Origin of the sequence: Acinetobacter courvalinii (assembly GCF_014635545.1) — a bacterium.
GTDB lineage: Bacteria > Pseudomonadota > Gammaproteobacteria > Pseudomonadales > Moraxellaceae > Acinetobacter > Acinetobacter courvalinii.
Genome location: NZ_BMDA01000003.1, coordinates 237,062 through 260,766, shown reverse-complemented (window position 1 = coordinate 260,766; position 23,705 = coordinate 237,062). Strand labels below are relative to the sequence as shown.

Here is a 23,705-nt window from a genome sequence, read left to right as displayed (position 1 = left end):
AGAGAACATATTAATGAAGCTGAATGCTATTCAAACGGCTCTTCTACTTAGCTTGGTTCCAACAACGACAACATTTGCCGCAGCACTGGATCGCTCGGGCCAATCCATTGCAGCATTCCTGCAACCCAACAATTATTTTGAAGCAGGTATTACCATTCTTGATCCCAATGTATCAGGTAAAGATATCTCGCAAAACCATACAGGTAATATGGCGAACCATTATTACTCGCCTAATGCAGCCTTAAAAATTCAAGCAACTGACAAATTTTCAATTGGTTTGATCTATGATCAACCTTATGGTGCCGATGCAGAATATACAGGTCATAGTAACTTTATCGAAAGCCGCCCTGTCCCGTTTAAAGGTGGCACATCCGTTACCGTGGATACTGAAAACTTAAACCTGTTATTCGGTTACCAGCCGAACCAGAACTGGAACCTGTATGCAGGTGCGGTTTATCAAACCTTAGACAGTACCGTGTTATTACGCGGTCAAAGCTATAGTGCATATAGCGGTTATGATTTTAAAACAGGCCGTGATGAAGCAGTGGGCTGGTTAGCTGGGGTGGCATATCAAATCCCTGAGATTGCGCTTAAAGCCTCTCTAACTTATCGCGCCAAGATCAAGCATGAAATGAATGCTTATGAAACGCATGGTGTAGCGGGTATGACTGGTAATGCTGGTTTTGATGCTGTTTTAAATAAAATTAATAACTCAGAAGGTGTGACAGAAATTACTACGCCTCAATCGGTTAACCTTGATTTCCAAACTGGAATCATGGAAAACACAGTTGCATTCGCGAATTTACGTTGGGTGAACTGGAAAGACTTTGCGATTCGTCCGTATAAATTTGGTGCTGCTTCGACTTTACCACCAATCATTGCTTCAACAGGCAAAAAAGATGGTTTCGATCTGGTGGCCTATACCGAAGATCAATACTCGATTACCGCAGGCGTTGGTCGTAAAATCAATGATCAATGGGCTGGCAACCTCTCTGTAGGTTGGGATTCTGGCGCTGGCAACCCTGTCACCACATTAGGCCCAACAGAAGGCTACTGGAATATCGGTGTAGGTGTTCAATATAGCCCTACCCCTGCAACCTTTATTGCGGGTGGTGTGAAATACTTCTGGCTTGGTGATGCCAAAGCGCAATCAGGTTCTCAATTTAATACACCGGGTTATGTGGCTGAATTTGAGAATAATGATGCAATCGCATATGGCTTAAAAATTGGCTATAAGTTCTAATGCTTGACGCATAATAAAAGGCGCTTTAAGCGCCTTTTATTATTTTGGAATTTTTAAAAATCAGTAATCAGATGGATGAATTATTCTGGAATATCACGTTGTGATACTGAACGAATCGCCTGTTTTAATGCCTCATAACCATGCAATGGTGGGAACTGTGGAAACTCGGCAATCACATTGGCTGGTGCATCGAACAAAAAACCATGATCCGCTTCACCCAGCATGGTGGTATCGTTATAAGAATCACCTGCCGCAATAACACGGAAGTTTAAGCCATGTAATGCTTTGACTGCTTGGCGCTTTTGATCAGGTTGACGTAATTTATACGCGGTAATCATGCCATTTTCATCTGTCTCAAGCTTATGACAGAAAATCGTTGGCCATCCCAACTGTTTCATGAGTGGATGAGCAAATTCATAGAAAGTATCAGATAAAATAATCAGCTGGAAATGCGTACGCGCCCATTCCACAAACTCTTTTGCCCCTTCAAAAGGCCCCATCTCTGCAATCACGGCCTGAATATCATTTAAGCCCAAACCATGCTGTTTTAAGATATTCAAACGCTGAGTCATCAACACATCGTAATCAGGAATATCACGTGTCGTTGCCTCAAGTTCTTTAATCCCTGTTTTTTTTGCAAAGTTAATCCAGATTTCCGGAACTAACACCCCTTCAAGATCTAGGCATACGATTTCCATGCTTATTCAACTATCCTATGTGTTAAAAATTGCGCTAGTTTAGCATGGAGATGTGCTCAACAATTGCCCTTTTTTCATGGTCTAACCATAGATTTTTTGAATAAGAATTTCCTTGGCGAACATATCCGACCAGACATAATTGCATTACTATATGAAGCAGTATGTCGTGTAAACGACGAAGACCGATGAGCATAAAAGGCAACGTGTTATGACTTTAAATTTGGATCAAATCAATACAGAATTTGGCAATGATGCTGAAAAACTAATTGAATGGGCATTAAGCTTAAATGAAAAGGCCATTGTGACAACGAATTTCCGTCCATTTGAAGCTGTCATTTTGCATATGTTGACCCGCGTCAAACCTGATATTCAGGTGGTTTGGATGGATAATGGTTACAATACCGAAACCACCTATAAATATGTGGATGAAATTAGCAAGTTACTGAACTTGAACCTTCTTACTTACCTGCCAAAACGTTCACGCGCACATCGTGAAGCACTGGAAGGCCCTGTGCCAGCACTCGATGATCCAAAACACGAAGCCTTTACCGCTGAAGTAAAGTTAGAGCCGTTTGAACGTGCAATCCGTGAAACTGCGCCTAAAGTCTGGTTTACCGCTTTACGTGCAACCGATACCGCTGTACGTGCAGAAATGGACCCGGTCAGCATTAATCCAGATGGCCTGATCAAGGTTGCTCCATTATTAAAATGGACCTCAAAAGACCTATGGGAATATATGCAAAAACATAATTTACCGGACAATGAAGATTACTTTGATCCGACCAAAGGTGAAGAACATCGTGAATGCGGTTTGCACCTAAATCACTGATTTTCGCTCCGTATTAAAATAAAACCACTGATTCGTCAGTGGTTTTATTTTTCCTGACTCGTCTGTACAAAGTCATATTTTAACCAGAACAAACAGTATATACTGCGCAGAACGGTTCAATAAGACGAATAAGAACTCATAGAGTATCTTATAAAAAATGCGATGAGAGGCTAGATCTGCTATGCGCCCACTACACCCCATTGATTTTATTTTTCTCTCATTAGAGAAACGGCAACAGCCTATGCATGTAGGGGGATTGTTTCTATTCGAGCTTCCTGAAAATGCATCATCGACCTTTGTACATGATTTGGTTGAGGAAATTCGTCAGTCCAAGAGTATTCCTGTGCCTCCATTCAACAATCAGCTGAATGGCTTATTCTGGGGTGAGGATAGCGAGTTTGATCTGGATCATCATTTCCGTCATATTGCCCTGCCAAATCCAGGACGTATCCGTGAACTGCTGGTGTATATCTCTCAGCAGCATAGTTCATTGATTGACCGTGCTAAGCCACTGTGGACCTGCGACATTATTGAAGGTATTGAAGGCAACCGTTTTGCCATGTATTTCAAGATTCACCATGCCATGGTCGACGGCGTGGCAGGCATGCGTCTGATTGAAAAATCGCTTTCTCATGATCCAAATGAAAAGCATGTTGTACCGTTATGGTGCGTAGAAGGCAAAAGAACTAAACGTTTAAAAGCGCCTAAGCCACCGACGGTGAGCAAAATTAAAGGCGTGATGGAAGGAATTAAATCCCAGCTTGAAGTGGCTCCAAAGGTCATGCAGGAGCTGTCACAAACTATCTTTAAAGAGATGGGCAAAAATCCGGACTATGTCTCGACCTTTCAGGCACCGCCCTCTATCCTGAATCAACGCGTGAGTTCTTCACGTCGCTTTGCAGCACAATCATTTGAACTGGAACGTTTCCGCCGTATTGCCAAGTCGTTGGGCGTAACCCTGAATGATGTAATTTTGGCCGTCTGCTCGGGCGCATTACGTGAATATCTGCTCAGTCACAATAGCTTGCCTAAAAAGCCACTGATTGCGATGGTGCCTGCGTCTTTACGTACCGATGATTCTGATGTCAGCAACCGTATTACCATGATTCTGGCCAATCTTGCGACTCATATCGAAGACCCGATTGAACGTCTCGACATCATTCGTCGTAGCGTACAAAACTCAAAACAGCGTTTTAGTCGTATGACTGCTAACGAAATCTTGAACTATAGCGCAGTCGTCTATGGCCCTGCTGGTTTAAACATTGCCTCAGGTATGTTGCCTAAGCGTCAGGCCTTTAACCTTGTGATTTCAAATGTACCCGGCCCGCGTGAGCCATTGTACTGGAATGGTGCCAAACTGGATGCACTCTATCCTGCATCGATTGTGATGGATGGTCAGGCACTGAATATCACCATGACCAGTTATCTGGATAAACTGGAAGTCGGCTTGATTGCATGTCGTAATGCTTTGCCTAAAATGCAGAATTTACTGACACATTTAGAAGAAGAAATTCAACGTTTTGAACAGGCGATTCAAGATTTGCCGCAAGCGCAAAAAGTCGAAAATTAGAATAACAGAATAAATTAAGGGGCTTTCGTTAGCCCCTTACTTTTTAATTGTACGGCAACGCTGTAAGAGCTGATGGCAGGCTGAGCGAATCATCGCTGTGGTAATCTGAACTTCTTTACCTTGACTGTCGACCATGTAGCAAGTGTTTACAGGGGTGCTGTCTAAAACGTGTTTAAAACCGTGACTCACTAATCTTTCAGTTACATTCATCATTATATACCTCATATTATTTGCTAAGGGACTCTAAAGTACCTATGGCTCATTCTATGGTTCTAGTATTTAAAATTCATGATAGAAAGTAAAATTTCAGTTGTAACAAGGCTTAAGCGAAATCTTGTTACAACTTTAGGTTAAAATGATATCGTATTGCTCTTGCGTATACAGATTTTCCACCTGGAATTTGATCACACGATTAATAAAATGTTCTAAATCCGCGACAGCTGGGGCTTCTGCTGTTAAGAGCCGATCAATCACTGCTGGATGCGCAACGACAGTAAAGCCACCCTTGGAATCAAATGCACGGGCATAACGCAGAATCTCTCGAAATATCTCGTAACATACTGTCTCTGCTGTTTTCACGTATCCCCGCCCCTGACAGGTTGGGCACGATTCACAGAGTAAATGTTCCAAAGATTCACGGGTCCGTTTACGCGTCATCTCCACCAGACCTAGCTCAGAAACCTGGGTAATTTTGGTTTTGGCGTGGTCGCGCTCGAGCATACGTTCGAACTGGCGCATCACTTCTTCACGATGCTCAGCTTCCTGCATGTCAATAAAATCAATGATGATAATACCGCCCAGATTACGCAGCCGTAGCTGTCTTGCAATCACCTGCGTGGCTTCCATATTGGTTTTAAATACCGTGTCTTCCAAGCTACGCCCGCCGACATAAGAACCGGTATTGACATCAATGGTGGTCATGGCCTCGGTCTGGTCTATCATCAGATAACCGCCTGACTTGAGCGCGACGCGGGTTTGCAAGGCTTTTTGAATATCTTCTTCGACGTTATATAAATCGAATAACGGTTTCTCACCAGGATAATGAATTAGACGGTTTTGAATGGTCGGCACAAACTCATCCACAAACTCGCTGAGTTTGCCGTGAATCTCGCGTGAATCGACATAAATTTTCGCCGTTTCATCACTGGCCAGATCACGCACAATGCGTTGCGGTAAAGGTAACTCTTCAAAAATCAGTTCAGCTGTTGCGGCTTCTTTTTGTTTACGCTGGATAAATTCCCATAACTTGCTGAGATAGCACATGTCCTGTGCAATCGCAGCTTCATCGACGCCTTCAGCGGCAGTACGCACAATTACACTGCCCGGCAAATGATGCTCGGCCTGAATGCCTTCAATAATGCCACGTAGCCGATCCCGTTCATCTTCAGATTCGATTCGCTGAGATACACCAATGTGATTACCATACGGCATCAACACCAGATAACGCGAAGGAATGGAAAGATCGGTGCTCAGGCGCGCGCCTTTGGTTCCCAGCATGTCCTTCATGACCTGAACCGTCAGCATTTGCCCGGGATGTAATAGCTCGAAGACATTGGGGGTGGGTTGCGAACGCGACCACACCATATCGTTAATATGCAAAAAAGCGGTTCGAGATAAACCAATATCGACAAAGGCCGCTTGCATCCCCGGCAGGACACGCACCACTTTACCTTTGTAGATATTACCCACTAACCCACGTTTAACCGTACGCTCAACAAATAGTTCATTGACCGTACCATTTTCAATCAATGCCACACGACATTCCATCGGGGTGACGTTAATCAGCAACTCTTCTGCCATAACAAACTCAAAACTTTATAAAAATTCTTATATCCGAAAGTGTTATCCCCAGTATTCCAATACTTAGGCTTTAACCCTTTCTAATAACTGTGCTGTCTCATAAAGAGGCAAACCCACTACATTACTGTAGCTGCCCCGAATTTGAGGAATATATTGTGCAGCAATTCCCTGTATCGCATAGGCGCCCGCTTTTCCTACTGGCTCGCCAGTCGCCCAATATTTTTCCATCTCTGCCGGACTCAGTGGCTGTAACTCGACCTGAGTGCATACCGCGGTACTCAGCACCTGTGCAGACGTTGCCACACAGAGGCCAGAGTAAACCTCATGCCATTGTCCAGACAGTATGGCCCAGATTTCAAAGGCATGCTGTTTTGATTCTGGTTTTCCAATAATCTTGCCCGCAAAACTTACACTGGTATCTGCCGCAATCACAATGGCGTCAGGAAACTGCTCTAACACCACTTGCGCCTTGGCTCGGGCCAAACGTTCAACATAGTGTTCAACCGCTTCCCCATCTTGCACAGCCTCGTCGATATCCGGACTGTAAATTTCAAAGTCCAGACCCAGTTGTGTCAATAGCTCCTGCCGACGCGGCGAGCTGGATGCGAGAATTATATGCGCCATTTATGCAAACAATAATAAACCAGTGGCCATACTAACACACCTGTCACCACAGGTTGCCAGTGACGCGCAATCGAGAAATGTGTTCCGGCAATGGTCTGGCTAATCCACAGAAAGGTAATATGCGCAACAATTGCCAACACCGCAATCACCCAGGAATTTCCGAAGGTCAGAATGCGACGTTCACGAATCAAATAGCGTGTTGTAAAGGCAATCAGTACAAAACTCAGCGCATTTAAACCGAACGGTGCATCAAGCAACAGGTCAACAAAAAGACCCATCCCGAAGGCAAACCAGACCCCGCACCAGACCGGTTGGTAAAGAATCCAGAACAGCATGATCATCAACATCATCGATGGACGCCATCCAGATGCCTCATAAGGGATCGGATAGATCATCAATACGGAACCTATCACAATCGACAGGATAATCATCAACAGTGGATCTTTGCGTTTCTCATAGTTCAGTTTAGCGATCGGCATACGGTTGCTCCTGCGCTAAAGATTCCGAGAATAAAACAACCACATGATGACCGCTAGCCAGCTGGGCAGCAGGTGCCACGTCGATTTCAGCAAATTCACCCGAGGTATGTCGACTGACTTTGGATACCGTCCCCACTAAGTAACCTGCCGGAAAATGTTCACCGAGTCCAGAGCTATAGACCTTGTCCCCAACCTGAATATTGGCACTGGTCGGCACATATTCCATTTTAAGTTGTCCCAGATCACCTGTACCCGTGACAATGGCACGCATTCCTGTACGTTCTAGACGTACGGATAATGAATGTTCTTTATCAGACAGCAGCATAATCCGTGAACTATGTGGATAGACATTAATAATCTGTCCCATAATCCCCTTATCATCCAGCACAGTTTGTCCTGTTCTTAAATGATCCATGGAACCACGGTTAATGATAATAATATGCCGCAATGGGTCAGCATCGGTCCCGATCACTTCGGCAATCTGCATACGTCCATCAATAATCAATGGGGTATCCAACAGCCCTCTTAAACGGTTATTTTCCGCAGAGAGCTCTGAAAGCTTTTGTAGACGGACTTGTGCCTGAAGGAGTTCAGCCTGCATGGCCGTATTTTCACGGCGCAATTGGGCTTCGGATTTGGTTTGTTGGTTAAGCCATTCTCGCGACAGTACAGGATAGCTTGCCAGCGCATAAATCGGATTATACGCGGCATACAAGACATCCCTTGCGGGTTGGATGACATAGGGCATGCGCCAATCAAAGAAAAGCACCACCAGACATGTAATGACCGCAATGACAAATGAGCGAAAAGATGGCGGTTGTCTTGAAAAAAGATTCGGTTGCACCGCCTCGTCCTTATGATTTAACCAACGAAAAGCATGTCATGGTTTGGATTGTCAAAGAACTCTAAAACTTTACCGCCACCACGAGTAACGCAAGTTAAAGGATCATCTGCAACAATCACAGGCAGACCTGTTTCTTGCGCAAGTAATTTATCCAGGTTACGTAGCAACGCACCACCACCGGTCAACACGATACCGCGTTCCGCAATATCCGAAGACAATTCAGGAGGCGTTTGTTCAAGTGCAGATTTCACTGCACTGACAATGCTTTGCAATGGATCAGCAATGGCTTGGGTGATTTCATCTGAAGTCACGGTAATCGCGCGAGGAACACCCTCTGCCAGATTACGGCCGCGAACTTCGATTTCAAGGGTTTTGCCGTCTGTAACAGCCATACCCACTTCTTTCTTGATCACTTCAGCTGTGGTTTCCCCGATCACACAACCGTGCGCTTTACGAACGTAGTTGATGATCTGTTCATCAAATACATCACCACCGATACGTAATGAATCTGCGTATACACAACCTTGCAATGAAATGATGGCGATTTCAGTGGTACCGCCACCGACATCAACGACCATCGAACCACAGGCTTGCTCAACCGGCATACCTGCGCCAATTGCAGCCGCCATTGGCTCTTCAATCAAGCGGACATCACGTGCACCTGCATTGAATACAGCCTCACGAATGGCACGACGCTCAACCAGAGTCGATTTACATGGTACACACACCACCACACGTGGTGCTGGCGGGAATAAACGCTTTTCATGCACTTTGCCAATAAACTGATTCAACATGGTCTCAGTTACTTCAAAGTCAGCAATGACACCGTCTTTCATCGGACGAATCGCTGAAATATTCGCTGGTGTACGGCCTAACATTTGTTTAGCATCAAGTCCTACAGCGGCAACAATTTTTTGTGAACCACTGTGACGAATTGCCACAACAGTTGGTTCATTTAATATAATGCCACGGCCTGGTGCATAAATAAGTGTATTTGCAGTACCTAAATCAATGGCTAAATCCGGCGAAAACAAGCCAATTAGTCGTTTTAGAATCACGGGGGCGTTCTCAATTAAACTTTGTGTGAATACAAGGTGGCAACTTTAACTAAATGTGATGATTTGAACAAGTCAATCGCTTATTATAACGCACGATATTTTGAAATTTTTTAATACTGAATTAGGTAAAGTTATGTCTACATCATCAGATGCTCAGCAGACAACAGACTTAAACGCGCAAACGGTCTCACAAATCGCACACCTTGCACGTTTATCTCTCAATGACACGCAATCTGCTGAATATGCTCAAAGTTTAAATAAAATCCTTGGCATGATGGAAAGCTTGAAAGGCATTAATACCGATGATGTTGAGCCTTTAAAGAGCCCATTTGATAACCCGCAACCTTTACGCGCTGACGTTGTGACTGAAAGCAACCATCGTGATGAATATCAAGCGGTCGCCCCTGCTACTGAAGCAGGTTTGTACCTCGTACCTCGCGTAATTGAATAAGTTTTATTCGATTAGTCAATATTTTATATTTAGAATGTAAAGAAATTTTTCATATGACAGATTTACATCGCTTATCAATCCGTGAACTCTCTGAAGGCTTAAAAACAGCCCAATTTTCATCACGTGAATTGACTGAACATTATTTAAAGCGTATTGCAAAAATTGACCCGAAAGTAAAAAGCTATGTGACCGTCACCGCAGAACAGGCATTGGCCGAAGCTGATGCGGCTGATGCGGCACTGAAGTCAGGCAATGCACATGCGCTAGCGGGTATTCCCCTTGCCCATAAAGATATTTTTTGTACCCAAGGCATTAAAACCACGGCCGGTTCAAAAATGCTGGATAACTTCATTTCACCTTATGACGCAACCGTGGTTGCAAAAGCCAAAGCTGCGGGTCTCGTGACTTTAGGTAAGGTGAACATGGACGAATTTGCCATGGGTTCAACCTCTGAAAATTCTTATATCGGTGCAACCTCTAACCCTTGGGCACTGGATCATGTACCGGGTGGTTCATCTGGTGGCTCAGCAGCGGCTGTGGCAGCTGATCTTGCACCGATTGCGACAGGCACCGATACAGGTGGCTCAATTCGTCAACCTGCTTCATTCTGCGGCTTAACGGGTTTAAAACCGACCTATGGTCGTGTGTCTCGCTTCGGTATGATTGCCTATGCATCATCACTGGATCAAGGCGGTCCAATGGCACGTTCTGCAGAAGACTGTGCTTATTTGATGAATGTGATTGCAGGTCATGATGCCAAAGACTCGACTTCGATCAACAAAGAAGTGGATGATTACGTTGCTAATTTGAACGGCACAGCGGTGAAAGGCTTACGCATTGGTATTCCAAAGCAATACTTCAATGTGGCAGGTTTAGACGCAGATGTAAAAGCACGCGTTGAAGAGTCATTGAAAAAGTTAGAAGACATGGGTGCAATCTTGGTTGAGATTGATCTCAACATGACAGAAGCCTATGTGCCGACGTACTACCTGATCGCGCCTGCGGAAGCCTCTTCAAACCTGTCACGTTTTGATGGCGTACGTTATGGTTACCGTTGTGAAAATCCTGTGGACTTGATGGATTTGTACAAACGTTCACGTTCAGAAGGTTTTGGTGCTGAAGTCCAACGTCGTATTTTGATCGGGACTTATGCCCTTTCTGCGGGTTATTACGATGCCTACTATGTCAAAGCACAAAAAGTACGTCGTTTGATTCAGCAAGATTTCCTCAAAGCATTTGAAAATGTTGATGTGATTGCGGCGCCATCTGCACCAACCACAGCCTATAAGATCGGTGCGAATCTCAGCCCGACTGAAATGTATTTAGGTGATATCTATACCCTTGCTGTGAACTTGGCAGGTCTACCAGCCATCAACGCACCAGTTGGTTTTGATAAAGACAGCTTGCCTGTAGGCTTACAGTTGATTGGTAACTACTGGTCAGAATCACAATTGCTGTCGATTGTGCATCAATATCAACAAAACACAGACTGGCATACCAAACGTGCGGCAATTGCTGAGGAGAATGCATAATGACTGAAGCTCAAAAGTTAAAGTTAATTGACGGTTGGGAAGTCGTTATCGGGATCGAGATCCATACTCAGCTTGCAACCAAATCTAAAATCTTCTCGGGTTCATCGACTGAATTTGGTCAAGACCCAAATACACAAGCCAGCCTTGTTGATTTAGCCATGCCGGGCGTATTGCCAGTATTGAACGCAGAAGTGGTTGATCTTGCGATTCGCTTTGGTTTGGGTATCGATGCCTATATCGACCAAGCCTCTGTATTTGCGCGTAAGAACTACTTCTATCCAGACTCGCCAAAAGGCTACCAGATCAGCCAGATGGATAATCCGATTGTGGGCTTGGGTCATATCGACATCCAGCTTGAAGATGGCACTGTGAAGCGTATTGGCGTGACTCGTGCCCATCTTGAAGAAGATGCTGGTAAATCGATTCATGACCAGTTCGAAGGTATGTCGGGTATCGACTTAAACCGTGCGGGCACACCATTGCTTGAAATCGTATCTGAGCCTGATATGCGTTCGGTGGAAGAAGCGGTTGCCTATATCAAATCGATTCACACCTTGGTGCGTTGGTTAGGTATTTCTGACGGTAACATGGCAGAAGGTTCATTCCGTGCTGACTGTAACGTGTCACTCCGTCGTCCGGGTCAACCATTCGGTACACGTTGCGAGTTAAAAAATCTCAACTCATTCCGTTTCATTGAGCAAGCGATCAATGTTGAAATTGAACGCCAAATGGAAATTCTGGAATACGGCGGCGAGATTGATCAGGAAACTCGTTTGTTCGATCCGAACAAGATGGAAACCCGTTCAATGCGTTCGAAAGAAGAAGCGAACGACTATCGCTACTTCCCAGATCCAGACTTGTTGCCAGTGATCATTGCTGACGAGCAGATCGAAGCGGCACGTGCTGCTCTTCCAGAACTGCCTAAAGCACGCCGTGCACGCTTTATTGCTGACTTCGGTGTGACTGAGTACGATGCGCATGTATTGACGCTGTCACGCGAAATGGCAGACTTCTACGAAGCAGTTGTAGTTGCTGCTGGCGGTGTGGCACAAGGTAAAGTATCAGCAAACTGGGTAATGGGTGAATTCTCAGGTGCTTTAAACAAAGCGGGCCTGGAATTGGTGGATTCGCCTGTTTCTGCTGAGCAATTGGGTGGCATGATTGCACGTATCGTGGATAACACTATTAACGGCAAAATCGCGAAGCAAGTGTTTGGCTTTATGTGGGAAGCAGAAGGAAAATCTGCGGATGACATTATTGCTGAAAAAGGCTTGAAGCAAGAAACCGATACCGGTGCGATTGAAGCGATTATCAAAGATGTGCTTGCAGCCAATGAAAAAATGGTTGAAGAGTACAAGTCGGGTAAAGAAAAAGCCTTTAACGGTCTGGTTGGTCAAGTCATGAAAGCTGCAAAAGGTAAAGCCAACCCAGCTCAAGTGAATGAATTAATGAAGAAATTGATTGGTTAAACTGATCTAACTTCAAAAGAAAACCCGCTTTAGAGCGGGTTTCTATTTATGTGTTTATTATTCTTAATTGCTAACTTTTTCAAATAATCAATAATTTCATTATAGTCTTGAGCATTCTTAATTTGTGCGAAATTAGATTCTAATCTCTTAAGCTCATTCTCAGATAAAACATCACTATTTACTTTCAACAAGTATTCAAAATTAATGACTTTTACTGATATAAAACTGGTTTTTATTCCATCATAAGTGTATATAAAGAAAGGAATACACCCTAATACAAAATAAAAGGTCATAAAAATATAGAAATTTTTAAAATTTTTTAGTATCCAAACTCTTTCTTTTACACTTTCATGAATACCATTTCTCTCGTCTCTCTCTTCATTTAACAGCTTTTTACCTTTAGTAAATAGAATAAACCAAAGGAAAAGAGTTATAGAACCTAAAATTGTGACTATCAAACTATAGGCTTTTGCTTGAAACCTATCCAAACTACGCATTGAAATACTTTGATAAATTTCATTACTAAAGCTAGTAGAAGTATGGACTAGGAAGTTAATAATACCATTGCTTAAAAAACTTAACATAGGCTTTAGCATCATCTCCCAAACGCCACTCCCTAACCCACCAATGATTAAAGTCCCTAATATTCCAACTACCCAACTAAAAAATTTATGTTTTTTTATAAACTCTGTCATCACTAACTAGTTAAAGGAAAAAAATTAACTAATAATATATTAAGATACGCTAGCTTTTCAAACCCATTTAGACAATGGATCTAATTTTATAAACCACAGCCTAACTAAAAATAAAAATCTATTTTACCTTACATCCAGATTATCACTGCCCTCTTAATACACCCAACTTATTCCAAATATCAGGTGTTAAAAAAGTCGTGACCAATTTATTTAAATCAATATAACGCAAGGTGCCTTGCAACTGCTGTCTGACCGCTGGGTCTTTGACAATATCCTGTCCCGCACTCTGACCTAACTGCTGAAAAGCCTGTCCGACAGCCTGAATTCCTTCGGCTTTGATCACAGCCTTAGTCTGCGTCGAACATTGCTCTACAATCACACGCTGTAACACCTGCGCCAGTTTCTGATCCAATTGGGTTTTCTGCTCAGGCGTGACATTGCTGAATGCCTTTAAATCAGGATGCGCAGCTAAAGCGCTAAACGTCCATTGCAACACTGTGGTTTTATCCGCTGCCGTCGTGGCTTTTACTAAACAGTCACTCAGTTGATCGACTGTTGGCCCTGCCGTTGCCATTTGGGTGGTACCCAACACAGCCGCAGCCATCAAAACCGAACGACTCAGATGAGAAAATTTACGGCGGGTAGAAGAATAAATGCGAGACATAAGCACAGTTCCAAATTGCAATCTTTCCCTTTGTACCATGTACGGTGCAAATCATCTGTTATGACGCTGTAAATTGCGTAAGCCCACGCCCTTAAAGCTTTAGCAAAGTGTAAAATGATCCTCTACAACAATCCTATATTCCTGCATGCGCATTTATTCCATACCGGCATAATCCCATGATGCGGGTATATTTGGCTGCTGCGGGGCTTTATTTAAATCAATATTCAGATTACGACTGCCCTTAAATGATTTCTCGCCCGAATCTGACGCAGGTGACACATCCAGACTGTAGCGATAACGGAATTGCCAAAGCATTGGTTTGATCGGACGAATATCTAGGCTCAAACTATCTTCATCATGACAGTTACCCTTAGAACGTTCATAGTCCTGTTCCGAGAAACAGGCCCGAATCATGCGATAAAAATGAAATGGATAATTTTCAATAAAGCGATGTGTCTGACCCGAATCCTTTAACTCATAAAAGCTGGCCCGTTCAATTCCTGCCCCACCACCGGAATACATTTCAGAAGAAGTATTAATCACGGCAATGGCATAACGATTCTGATCCATGGGAAATAGCTTAGGGAAAATATACTGTCCTGATCGAGCCATTTCTTCCGACGAGGCTAATGGAATATGCCACTGTTTCAATAGTTTAAAACCTGTAGTTGAAATACTAAACCGAGCAATATTGCCCTCAGATAATAACCATAAACCTTGATCAGGTGTTTTTAAGCTTAGCAATTGTGGTTTGTTCTGACATAGGTCTTTGACCTGTTCACAAAGTTGCGTCTGTTCGGTTGAACTCAGTTGTCCCTTTTTAAATTCCAGAATCTGTAAAGGTGCAGCAAAAATAGTTGCACTAAAACAGGCGGATGCACCCAGCAGAATCATTGCAGGCCAAACATTTTTATCCTTTAGCATGATATTTCCTTAGGCTATTTTTATGTCCAATACATTATTTAACGATGGCTTCGATCTGATCAAGATCCCACACCCCACCTGCGGCAAGTCCTTTACACATTCCTGTCCAGCGATCTTGAGTATGCACAAACTTCTGTCCATCCCAGACCCATTCATCACTGGCCCAGCAATCACCAATACTACGACCTTTTTGTGAGCTACTCAAAATACCGTTATAAAACTCGGAAGCCTGTTCAGTCACAAAGTTTGCCTTGTTTGCAAGTGAATCATCCAGCACCCATGCGCCATAACCTTCGTTATAGGCACCACGCCAACACAAGGACATCGCCAATACTTTTTTATTGGTCAGTTTATACAGTTCGATCATTTGAGGCTTTGTTTCACCATCCTCATACATCCCTTCACAAAAGCCCTCCTGTTTTGGCATCGGCTGAGCTGCCATCAAATTACGATATAACGCTGCATAGCGTTTGTTATTTGGCTGCAAAGTTAGATAAGGTTTACTGGAGGTTTTGATCTGTTTGACCGTAAATCTGGGTTGAGCTGCCAATACCTTTGACTCATCCGCTTGGCCCTTTTTAATCAAAGCGCCTACCGTACCAATACGTTTCTGGAAATCATCCATTTTTAGCAAGACTGCAGTCATGCCTGCATCTGAAATGTTCCATTGCAGCTGCGCATTTTTAAACACGATCTCGGTCTGTTGTCGGGACTGCTGTAATAAAGCATTCACTTGATTTGCTGAGAGTTTACCCATCAGCGGAAATTCAGTCCCCTCAAACGCGATTGCACCCAAATCTTTACCATTGATATAAAAATGAATATTTTTAAGCTTGGCGGCCGGAAAAGACTCCTCTTCATAACGTGCCAGTGCGAATTCCACCTGTACAGCTTGCCGTGGTCCCGCCTGACGGGTCAATAATAATGAAGCAGGCTCATTACGCTCCGCTTCATTTTGATAACCTGCAGCCCGACAAGTACCCGTATTGCTACAGTAGATTTCCCAATCCTGATACGAGAAAGAAATGCCCTTAATATCTTGGGCAAAAGCACTCGAACTCAACGCAATAAAACAACAGACTGTAAAGATCTTGTTCATAGGGATTATGTCTCAATGCAATTTATTTATTATTCGTTGAAATATTCTAATGCGATTGCATAGAACAGGTTGTAGGTTCTTGTATTGCAGAATATATTCATTTGAACTCAAATCTAAAATACTTAATTAAAAAATGAAATCCTTTACCGCTATTTCTACTGTTTTATTCATCTTATCAGTGGCTTCGGCTCATGCAGAAGTCCGTAGCTTTAAACCCATTTTTCCCCAATTTTCAAATACAGTCCAACAGCGTAAAGCCGAAAACCAAATCTATGCCTTGGGTGAAGTATCCTTTGCCAACGATGTCCGCGTTCCCTTTTATGGCGTTACTGCGTTGAATCCAGCCGATGAAGGCTTATTAAAAGACTTTAAACGCTGTACAGCCAAAAGCTGCCATTTTGACTTTAAGCTGAATGCATCTCAGGCCAAGCAGCTTAAACTTGTTGCACTCCCAGAAATTGGTGCTGTGCTGATCCCGAAAGATTGGCACGATGTAGAGGCAAGTGCAGGTGCAAATGGTACCGGTTCAGCTTTGCTGATGAGCCCAAATCAAAAACAGGCGATTGAATTATACGACTCATCCGTTTGTGTGGGCTGCGGTATGCCCTATGCCACGCTTTATTTTCCTAATCTGTTAAAGCAGAGTATTGAAAATGAATATGGCGGCTATAAAGACCCGCAAAAACTGGTCAAGATGGTACATCCCTCCAAACAGGTGGCGTTCTTTAGCTATCAGATTCCACAACTGAATTACAGAACTCATGGTGTGGCTAAATATATTGACCAAGGTGACTTTAACTTCAGGGTCATTAAAGTGACGTTGGATCAATCACAGCAACATCTGGCCGGGCCGATTTTAAATTTCTATCACTTTAACCATTGAACCGTTTCAAACCGCTTGACTGGCTTTGAGTAAACTCAAGAAATGCTCAACCCGAACACTATTGCCTTGGGCACGACAAATTGCATAAATCGGGGCAATACATGGTTTTTTCGCCTCTAGCGATTTATACACAATCTGCTTGTTCCAGAAGTCCTGAATTGACGCAGGAACAATAGACAGTCCAATGCCTGCGGCAATCAGATTAAGGCTCGAGGTTAAGCGAGGAGCCTCTTGAACAATATTGGGACTAAAACCGGCCTGATAGCAGTTCGCCAGAATATTATCGAACAGGTCCTGTCCCGCGATACGGCGATACAACACAAACTCATAAGGCTCCAAATCGACTAAACGGATTGCTCCCGCTTGCCCAGCCAAAGGATGATTACTCGGCAACGCGACAATTAAAGGCTCATCCAGTACATGAATACTTTGGACTTCGGTATGAATCGGTGCCGGTTTGCGTAGAAAAACAATATCCAGTTTTTCATTGATCACGGCATCCGTTAAAGCAGTGCTGCTGTCCTCTTCCAGATGAATCGCTACCGCAGGGAACTGCTCCCTAAACTGACGCAACACCGCTGGCAAAAAAGGATGTAAGCCTGCGGAGTTGGTAAAGCCAATATTGATCTGACCTTCCAGTCCCTGGGCAATGTTTTTTACCCGTTTCGGAATCGACTGGGCATGCGCCAAAATGGTGATCGCTTCCTGATACAAAGCCTTACCGGCTTCCGTGACCTCGACACCACGAGGCAGACGTTTCAGCAAAGCCGTATCCAGTTCTTGTTCCAGACTTTTGATCAATCGGGTCAATGGCGGCTGTTGCATATGCAGTCTGACCGCTGCTTTGGAAATATTGCTTTCTTCCACTACAGCCACGAATGCATTGAGCTTATGAATATCGATCATACATACCTTAAAAGTATAGATAATGGCAAAAATAGCATTTGTGAATATACCATAAATCTTTCATGCTATAGCTCACAAGATTGAACAGAAAGGTAATCCAATGAAAGCCCAAGTCCTATCAATAGAGCGTGAACCATTAACGACTGCTCCTGATTGTAAGGCACTTTTTACGGGGTTTATGAAATTGGGATTGATGGGTTTCGGTGGCGTGCTACCACTGGCACATCGCATTATCGTTGAAGAACATAAATGGATTGATGCTGGCAAATTTACCGACTTACTTGGCGTGTGCCAGTTATTACCGGGCGGTAACATCATCAATATGGCGGTTGCCATTGGAATGGAATTCCAGGGCGTGAAAGGTGCGATCAGTTCAGTCCTCGGTTTGATCTCAGCCCCAACTGCAATTGTGCTAATGATCTATCAGGTCTATGAGCATTTTCAATATCTACCTGCCGTCAAACACATGATCCAGGGTTTGGCCGCAGCAGCAGCAGGCTTGCTGTTTGCCACAGGCTTTAAGATGCTCAAACCCATCTTGAAAAGTTACCTGACCCTTTTTACCATCGGCCTGACCTTCGTGTTCATGATCTGGATCAAGCTGCCGTTGGCACTGACTTTAGCGATTCTACTGGCCATTAACATGCTGGTATTGGGAGTGAAAAAATCATGATCTTAGTCACCCTTGCCGTGGTTTTTACTCAGCTTTCATTGCTGGCTTTTGGGGGTGGTAATGCCATCCTGCCTGAAATGCAGCATCAGGTGGTAACCGTGCATCAATGGATGAGTGCAGAGCAGTTTAGCTCGCTATTTGCCATGGCGCAGGCAGCACCCGGTCCGAATATGATGATTGTGCCTTTGGTCGGCTGGCATGTGGCAGGTCCAGCAGGTTTACTGGTCACCTCACTGGCAAAATTTGGTCCATCTTCCATCATTACCATTTATGCGCTGAAATTTTGGGAACGCTTTAAAGCCAATCCGTTACGGGCGCGTTTTGAAAAAGCCCTGAAACCGATTACTGTCGGCTTGGTCTTGGTCAGTGCCTGGATGATTGCCGATGCTTCCGCACAAAACCTGCTCTTGGTCATTATCGTAGTTGTTACTGCAGTGCTCGGGATGTTTAAAAAGATCCATCCACTTTGGGTGATGGCCGCAGGCGCAGGACTAGGAATTGCCTTCCTTTAAATCGAGCCAATAAAAAACCTGCATGATGCAGGTTTTTTATTGAATTCTGGATTACCAGATACTGACCCGCTTTTCAGGGGCCAAATACATTTTGTCCCCGGCTTTAATCTTGAAAGCATCATAGAACGGCGCCTGATTGACTAAAGCACCATTGGCCCGGACTTTATCGGGCGCATGTGGATCTGTTTTTAAATATACAATCGCTTGTGCTTCACGGGTTTTGGCGCGCCAGACTTGCGCCCAGCCCATATAGAAACGCTGCTCCCCCGTACGCCCTTCAATCACAGGCGCAGGCTTGCCTGCCAAGGACAATTGATACGCTTTGTAGGCAATCGATAATCCCGAGTTATCGGCAATATTTTCACCCAGCGTCAGCTCACCATTGACGTGATACCCTGCAATCGGTTCATAAGCATTGTACTGTGCAATCAAAGCCTGTGTTTTGGCCTTAAACTTCTGATGATCTTGCTTGGTCCACCAGTTACGCATATTGCCCAATTCATCAAACTGGCTGCCCTGATCATCAAAACCATGACTGATCTCATGCCCAATGACACTCCCAATCCCGCCATAATTGACCGCATCATCGGCTTCAATATTAAAGAAAGGCGGTTGTAAGATGGCAGCCGGGAATACAATTTCATTGGAGGATGGGTTGTAATACGCATTTACCGTTTGCGGTGACATAAACCATTCATCACGGTCAACAGGTTTACCGAGCTTATCCAGTTCGTCCTGATGCTCAAACTCGCTGGCCCGAATCACGTTACCAATCAAATCACCGTCTTTAATGTCCAATGCTGAATAATCACGCCATTTCTTCGGGTAACCCACTTTAATGGATAAGCTAGCCAGTTTCTTTTTAGCTTGTACTTTGGTTGCAGGACTCATCCAGTCCAGCTGGCTAATACTTTGATCATAAGCCCGGATCAGATTCTGAACCAAGGTATCCATGCGCTGTTTTTTATCCGCAGAAAAATGTTTTTCTACATAGATTTTACCCAGGCCGTCACCAAGCACACCGTTTACCGTTTGTACGCCACGTTTCCAGCGCACTTCCTGCTCAGCCACATCACGCAAACTTTTACCATAAAACGCGAAACTTTCATCAACAAGAGCTTTATTCAGATAAGGGGCGAAACTGCTGATCAGGTTCCATTTAAAATAGGCCTTCCACACCTCTAAAGGAGTTCTATTCAGCACTGGATCAAGCGCCTTAAAATAGCTGAGCTGATGTACCTGAATGGTCTGGATTTTATCCTTTACCCCAACCGTCTTCAGATAACTATCCCAATCAAAGTTACGACTTAACTGATTCAAATCTTTAAGCGGGTAAATATTGTAACGCTTGGATAAATCACGATTTTGAACATTACTCCACTGAATCTTGGCCAGTTCTGTTTCCAGCTGGAGGATTTGTTTGGCATGCTGAGCGGCTTGCTGATCGCCAGAAAGCTGCAGCATCTTTTCAATATGCTTGAGATATTTTGCACGCGTTTCCACAAACTTCTGATCATCTTTCAAATAATAGTCACGATCTGGTAGGCCCAATCGACGCTGTGCCAAACCTGCAATCATTACATCAGAGCGTTTCATGTCCTGATCAATACTGATATCAAATGGCGTTCTCACGCCGATACGCGAGAAATGCCCCATTAATCGAGCAAAGTCTTGTTTATTTTGAATTGCATCAACCTGCGCCAGTTCCTGCTGTAAAGGTTGAAGGCCTTGTGCTTCAATGGTTTTTTCATCCATAAAGCTGGCGTACAGACTGGCAATCTTTTGCTCTACGCTGCCTGCTGCCCATTTTTGGGCACTCAGTTGTTCCACAATGGCATGCAACTGGTTGGTCGATAATTCATGTAACTCGTTAAATGCGCCCCAACGTGACTTATCTGCAGGAATCGCAGTCTCCTTTAGCCATGTTCCATTTACATGATCATAAAAATCATGCTGGGCAGACACAGTTTGATCGATATATTGCTGGTCAATGCCTGATTTTTTTTGACTTAGGGAGGATTTAATTGCTGGGTCTGCCCATACATTTGCAGTAAAAGCAGTCAGTGCAAGCGCTAATGCACTTTTAAGCAATGCAGGTTTCATGATTTATCCTATTTATTTAAGTTCTACGCTATACAAGAGCAAAATGAGAGATCATTAATTTTATCAAAGGACTATAGTGAAAGCACACACTCAAATAAAGTAATTTTCACAGAAATACATATGCAAACGTCACATAAGAAACAAATCCACTCAGCATACAGCCAATAAAAAAAGCCTTCACATCAACTGAAGGCTGACTAAAATTAGGTCATTCAAACTAATCTAACGTTTTTTCAAATGTGCGAAGACGTTTATAAATTGATAGCAACTCAATAATCGTTGGCCATGAAGTGATAAGATATTGAAAAGATTTTCTAACCAATTGGAATACATTCATAATCTGCATTATGATCCCTAGAGCAATCGCACCTGCTGCAATTGATGGTGCTAAAATAAAAAATCCATATAAATTATCCAATTGTAAATACCAAAACCGCACTAAATTAAAATAGGTATAGTGGAAATACAATTTAAAGTAGTTCAAACGTACCTTACTAAATAACTCTTTTAGTGTTAAAGGATCAGCTCGATCAGCATGGTCTTCACCATAAACTAACTCTTTACGATATGCAGCTTCAACCTTTTGATTATTAAACTCCAATCCTGGAAGCTTAGCACCAACTACCATTAAGACTACGGTTCCAAAAATTGCCCAACCTAGAGCAGCTATCATTAGTGTATGCGGAATTTCGCCAACTATAGGTAAAACTTTGACGTGAACTGAAAGCTGGATCAAAATCGGTAAAAAGGCGATTAAAGTCATAATCGCCTCAATCAAACTTACACCTAGCCCCTCTAAAGTTCCAGCAAATCTCATCGTATCTTCTTGAATACGCTGAGATGCACCTTCTATATGACGTAGTCGCTTCCAATACTGGGTATAATAATCATTCATTGCTGTACGCCAGCGAAAGATATAATGGCTAACAAAAAATAAATTCAATATAGCGATGGTGACATAGACCATGGCTATCAAAATAACAGTAAACATTCCACTATAAAGCTGCTTTAAATCACCACCACCACTAGAAACCATTTTCTGTATTAATGAATAAAAAGGGTTATACCAAGCATTTAATACGACATCGACTTGTACTGAAAACCAAATGTTAAACAAAATAAAAGCAGAGCCCCAAATCGACCATTTCTGCCACTTATTATCTGAAAAAATACGCCAAAAACCCGCAAACAAAGCTGTAGCAATAAAGAACCAGCAATAAAACCAGATAAATGAAGGCGCCCAAAAGCGACTGACATCAATCGGTAATTCTGCATTAGCATAGCCTTTAGGAAAACCCAGATATTCGCCCCAGCTATGTCCACCGCTGTACCAAAGCAGCATATTAAGTGCGAGCCAGACAACCACAGAAATAAAAAATAGACGCGGGTTCGGAAAGAAAGACTTAAACATCTGTTTAACAATCCTTGTTATGAAACAATTTATTTGATGAGGTCATCCTATGACCTAAAACTTAAAACTCTCTGATAGAAAAGTTTTATGATTTGTAGTTATTTACTATTTTTCTGGACGTTTTAATAGTTTTTTGTAGAATATTTATAAGCTGTTTTTATAAAAAATGAATTTTAGCAAATAGACTCAAACACTTAACTCCCCCTACAAATCTGAACAATATTCAATCACCGTGGCAGGGCTGAATTTTGCTTGACCGCCATATTCTGCTGATCCGCTCTAGAGGGCTTGCTTTTATTTTGGATAGCCCATTGTATATCGGCCAGTTTATCATTTGCTGCATCAATGCCTGCCTGCATGGTCTGCTCACGACCTTTTACATCAAAAATATGTGCTTTCTCACGTAGGTCAGGTTGAATCACAATATCTGCTTCTTTGAGCTCTTCTTCAGCCAGACGACCTTGCATAATATTGATATTCTGGTTAAACAGGCCCCACACATTGGTGGTTTCGGTATGGATTGGCTGAGCCAGAATATCCACCGCAATCACCACATCGGCGCCGAGCTCACGTGCTACCTGCACAGGTACTGGACTGACCAGCCCCCCATCGACATATTCCACATCATGAATCATGGTTGGTACAAACATACTTGGAATCGAAGCGGAAGCACGAACCGCCTGTCCGGTATTGCCATAGTTAAATACGGTTTTTGAACCGTCCTTTAACTCGGTTGCCACCACATACAGCGGGATTTTCAACTTTTGTAAGGGCGTATTATGGACTTGCTGGTTGATATAGTCTTCCACCTTCTTACCATCAAAAAAGCCTTTTAGACTCAGATTGACATCACGGACATCAGTGGCTTTTAGCTTCAAGGCAATATCACGCAGTTCAGCAGCACTTTTACCGCTGGCATAGATTGAACCGACAATACTGCCCGCACTGGTTCCAACAATAAAGTCAGGGCGAATGCCTTGTTGTTCTAGTACTTCGATCACACCGATATGCGCATATCCCCGTGCCCCGCCACTGCCCAGCACCAACGCCACCACAGGTCGCTTTTGTTGCTGTTTGATATAACTAAAAGGTTGCGAAACAGTATGTGCCTGAGCATCTTCTACAGCAGGGCTTACATGCGCTGTAGTTTGGCAACCTGCCAAGAGCATGATTGAAAGACCAAGGGCCCAGAATTTAAGCTGTTTCATACGCAGTGTTGCCATATTGTCTGTTTTTCT

General features: G+C 43.4%; 24 protein-coding genes. 9 read left to right on the top strand and 15 right to left on the bottom strand.

What is annotated here, in order from left to right; genetic code table 11:
- Positions 1-13: 13 nt before the first annotated feature.
- A complete protein-coding gene (locus IEV39_RS13425; RefSeq protein WP_005288708.1) occupies positions 14-1,243 on the top strand; it encodes an OmpP1/FadL family transporter in 1,230 nt (409 codons plus the stop codon).
- Positions 1,244-1,323: 80 nt separating this feature from the next.
- Here the strand turns inward: IEV39_RS13425 and thrH are convergent, their stop codons facing one another.
- A complete protein-coding gene (gene thrH, locus IEV39_RS13420; protein WP_005227007.1) occupies positions 1,324-1,941 on the bottom strand; it encodes a bifunctional phosphoserine phosphatase/homoserine phosphotransferase ThrH in 618 nt (205 codons plus the stop codon).
- A gap of 208 nt (positions 1,942-2,149) precedes the next feature.
- Between thrH and IEV39_RS13415 the strand changes: the two genes are divergently transcribed.
- Positions 2,150-2,770, top strand: a complete 621-nt coding sequence (locus tag IEV39_RS13415) for a phosphoadenosine phosphosulfate reductase domain-containing protein (protein WP_005288711.1) — start codon at positions 2,150-2,152, stop codon at positions 2,768-2,770.
- Positions 2,771-2,951: 181 nt separating this feature from the next.
- Positions 2,952-4,340: a WS/DGAT/MGAT family O-acyltransferase gene (locus IEV39_RS13410; protein ID WP_005288714.1), complete on the top strand. Its 1,389-nt coding sequence runs from the start codon at positions 2,952-2,954 to the stop codon at positions 4,338-4,340.
- Between the two features lie 36 nt (positions 4,341-4,376).
- Here the strand turns inward: IEV39_RS13410 and IEV39_RS13405 are convergent, their stop codons facing one another.
- The 6 genes from IEV39_RS13405 to IEV39_RS13380 all read right to left on the bottom strand — a co-directional run bounded on the left by IEV39_RS13405 (position 4,377) and on the right by IEV39_RS13380 (position 9,145).
- Positions 4,377-4,550, bottom strand: a complete 174-nt coding sequence (locus IEV39_RS13405) for a PA1571 family protein (RefSeq protein WP_104021909.1) — start codon at positions 4,548-4,550, stop codon at positions 4,377-4,379.
- Positions 4,551-4,685: 135 nt separating this feature from the next.
- Positions 4,686-6,140: a ribonuclease G gene (rng, locus tag IEV39_RS13400; RefSeq protein WP_005227003.1), complete on the bottom strand. Its 1,455-nt coding sequence runs from the start codon at positions 6,138-6,140 to the stop codon at positions 4,686-4,688.
- Positions 6,141-6,203: 63 nt separating this feature from the next.
- Positions 6,204-6,764, bottom strand: a complete 561-nt coding sequence (locus tag IEV39_RS13395) for a Maf-like protein (protein WP_005288717.1) — start codon at positions 6,762-6,764, stop codon at positions 6,204-6,206.
- Complete coding sequence (gene mreD / locus IEV39_RS13390; RefSeq protein WP_005288719.1) at positions 6,752-7,243, bottom strand: rod shape-determining protein MreD; 492 nt, start codon at positions 7,241-7,243, stop codon at positions 6,752-6,754. Before mreD ends, IEV39_RS13395 begins: the two co-directional genes overlap by 13 nt.
- Positions 7,230-8,087: a rod shape-determining protein MreC gene (mreC, locus tag IEV39_RS13385; RefSeq protein ID WP_005227000.1), complete on the bottom strand. Its 858-nt coding sequence runs from the start codon at positions 8,085-8,087 to the stop codon at positions 7,230-7,232. Before mreC ends, mreD begins: the two co-directional genes overlap by 14 nt.
- A 17-nt stretch (positions 8,088-8,104) precedes the next feature.
- Positions 8,105-9,145: a rod shape-determining protein gene (locus IEV39_RS13380; RefSeq protein ID WP_005226999.1), complete on the bottom strand. Its 1,041-nt coding sequence runs from the start codon at positions 9,143-9,145 to the stop codon at positions 8,105-8,107.
- Positions 9,146-9,278: 133 nt separating this feature from the next.
- On the opposite strand from IEV39_RS13380, the gene gatC reads away from it, so the two are divergent.
- The 3 genes from gatC to gatB are packed head-to-tail and all read left to right on the top strand — an operon-like array spanning position 9,279 to position 12,597.
- On the top strand, positions 9,279-9,596 hold the full coding sequence (gatC, locus tag IEV39_RS13375; protein ID WP_004652310.1) for an Asp-tRNA(Asn)/Glu-tRNA(Gln) amidotransferase subunit GatC: 318 nt from the start codon (positions 9,279-9,281) through the stop codon (positions 9,594-9,596).
- 53 nt (positions 9,597-9,649) lie between these two features.
- Entirely contained in the window at positions 9,650-11,128 is a 1,479-nt protein-coding gene (gene gatA, locus IEV39_RS13370; protein WP_005288724.1) for an Asp-tRNA(Asn)/Glu-tRNA(Gln) amidotransferase subunit GatA, read from the top strand.
- On the top strand, positions 11,128-12,597 hold the full coding sequence (gatB, locus tag IEV39_RS13365; protein ID WP_005288726.1) for an Asp-tRNA(Asn)/Glu-tRNA(Gln) amidotransferase subunit GatB: 1,470 nt from the start codon (positions 11,128-11,130) through the stop codon (positions 12,595-12,597). Before gatA ends, gatB begins: the two co-directional genes overlap by 1 nt.
- 29 nt (positions 12,598-12,626) lie before the next feature.
- Here the strand turns inward: gatB and IEV39_RS13360 are convergent, their stop codons facing one another.
- From IEV39_RS13360 to IEV39_RS13345, 4 genes are all read right to left on the bottom strand, one after another.
- On the bottom strand, positions 12,627-13,292 hold the full coding sequence (locus tag IEV39_RS13360; protein WP_005288729.1) for a hypothetical protein: 666 nt from the start codon (positions 13,290-13,292) through the stop codon (positions 12,627-12,629).
- A 142-nt stretch (positions 13,293-13,434) separates the two neighbouring features.
- The gene (locus IEV39_RS13355; protein WP_005288733.1) at positions 13,435-13,956 is read right to left on the bottom strand and encodes a hypothetical protein; all 522 of its coding nucleotides are present in this window, start codon (positions 13,954-13,956) and stop codon (positions 13,435-13,437) included.
- 153 nt (positions 13,957-14,109) lie between these two features.
- Positions 14,110-14,880, bottom strand: coding sequence for a hypothetical protein (locus IEV39_RS13350; protein WP_005288736.1), 771 nt, complete (start codon positions 14,878-14,880; stop codon positions 14,110-14,112).
- Positions 14,881-14,914: 34 nt separating this feature from the next.
- A complete protein-coding gene (locus IEV39_RS13345) occupies positions 14,915-15,979 on the bottom strand; it encodes a DUF1176 domain-containing protein (protein WP_005288739.1) in 1,065 nt (354 codons plus the stop codon).
- A 133-nt stretch (positions 15,980-16,112) separates the two neighbouring features.
- On the opposite strand from IEV39_RS13345, the gene IEV39_RS13340 reads away from it, so the two are divergent.
- Positions 16,113-16,862, top strand: coding sequence for a DUF4850 domain-containing protein (locus tag IEV39_RS13340; protein ID WP_005288742.1), 750 nt, complete (start codon positions 16,113-16,115; stop codon positions 16,860-16,862).
- Between the two features lie 6 nt (positions 16,863-16,868).
- On the opposite strand, the gene IEV39_RS13335 is transcribed toward IEV39_RS13340, so the two are convergent.
- On the bottom strand, positions 16,869-17,768 hold the full coding sequence (locus IEV39_RS13335) for a LysR family transcriptional regulator (protein ID WP_005288745.1): 900 nt from the start codon (positions 17,766-17,768) through the stop codon (positions 16,869-16,871).
- Positions 17,769-17,868: 100 nt separating this feature from the next.
- On the opposite strand from IEV39_RS13335, the gene IEV39_RS13330 reads away from it, so the two are divergent.
- Positions 17,869-18,441, top strand: a complete 573-nt coding sequence (locus IEV39_RS13330) for a chromate transporter (protein WP_005288748.1) — start codon at positions 17,869-17,871, stop codon at positions 18,439-18,441.
- A complete protein-coding gene (locus IEV39_RS13325) occupies positions 18,438-18,953 on the top strand; it encodes a chromate transporter (RefSeq protein WP_005226986.1) in 516 nt (171 codons plus the stop codon). Before IEV39_RS13330 ends, IEV39_RS13325 begins: the two co-directional genes overlap by 4 nt.
- Positions 18,954-19,004: 51 nt before the next feature.
- Here IEV39_RS13325 and IEV39_RS13320 read toward each other — a convergent pair whose 3' ends face one another.
- The 3 genes from IEV39_RS13320 to IEV39_RS13310 form a co-directional block, all read right to left on the bottom strand.
- Positions 19,005-21,056, bottom strand: coding sequence for a M13 family metallopeptidase (locus IEV39_RS13320; protein ID WP_005288752.1), 2,052 nt, complete (start codon positions 21,054-21,056; stop codon positions 19,005-19,007).
- 217 nt (positions 21,057-21,273) lie between these two features.
- Positions 21,274-22,467, bottom strand: a complete 1,194-nt coding sequence (sbmA, locus tag IEV39_RS13315) for a peptide antibiotic transporter SbmA (RefSeq protein ID WP_005288755.1) — start codon at positions 22,465-22,467, stop codon at positions 21,274-21,276.
- Between the two features lie 227 nt (positions 22,468-22,694).
- Positions 22,695-23,675, bottom strand: a complete 981-nt coding sequence (locus IEV39_RS13310; RefSeq protein ID WP_032883292.1) for a patatin-like phospholipase family protein — start codon at positions 23,673-23,675, stop codon at positions 22,695-22,697.
- Positions 23,676-23,705 lie beyond the last annotated feature (30 nt).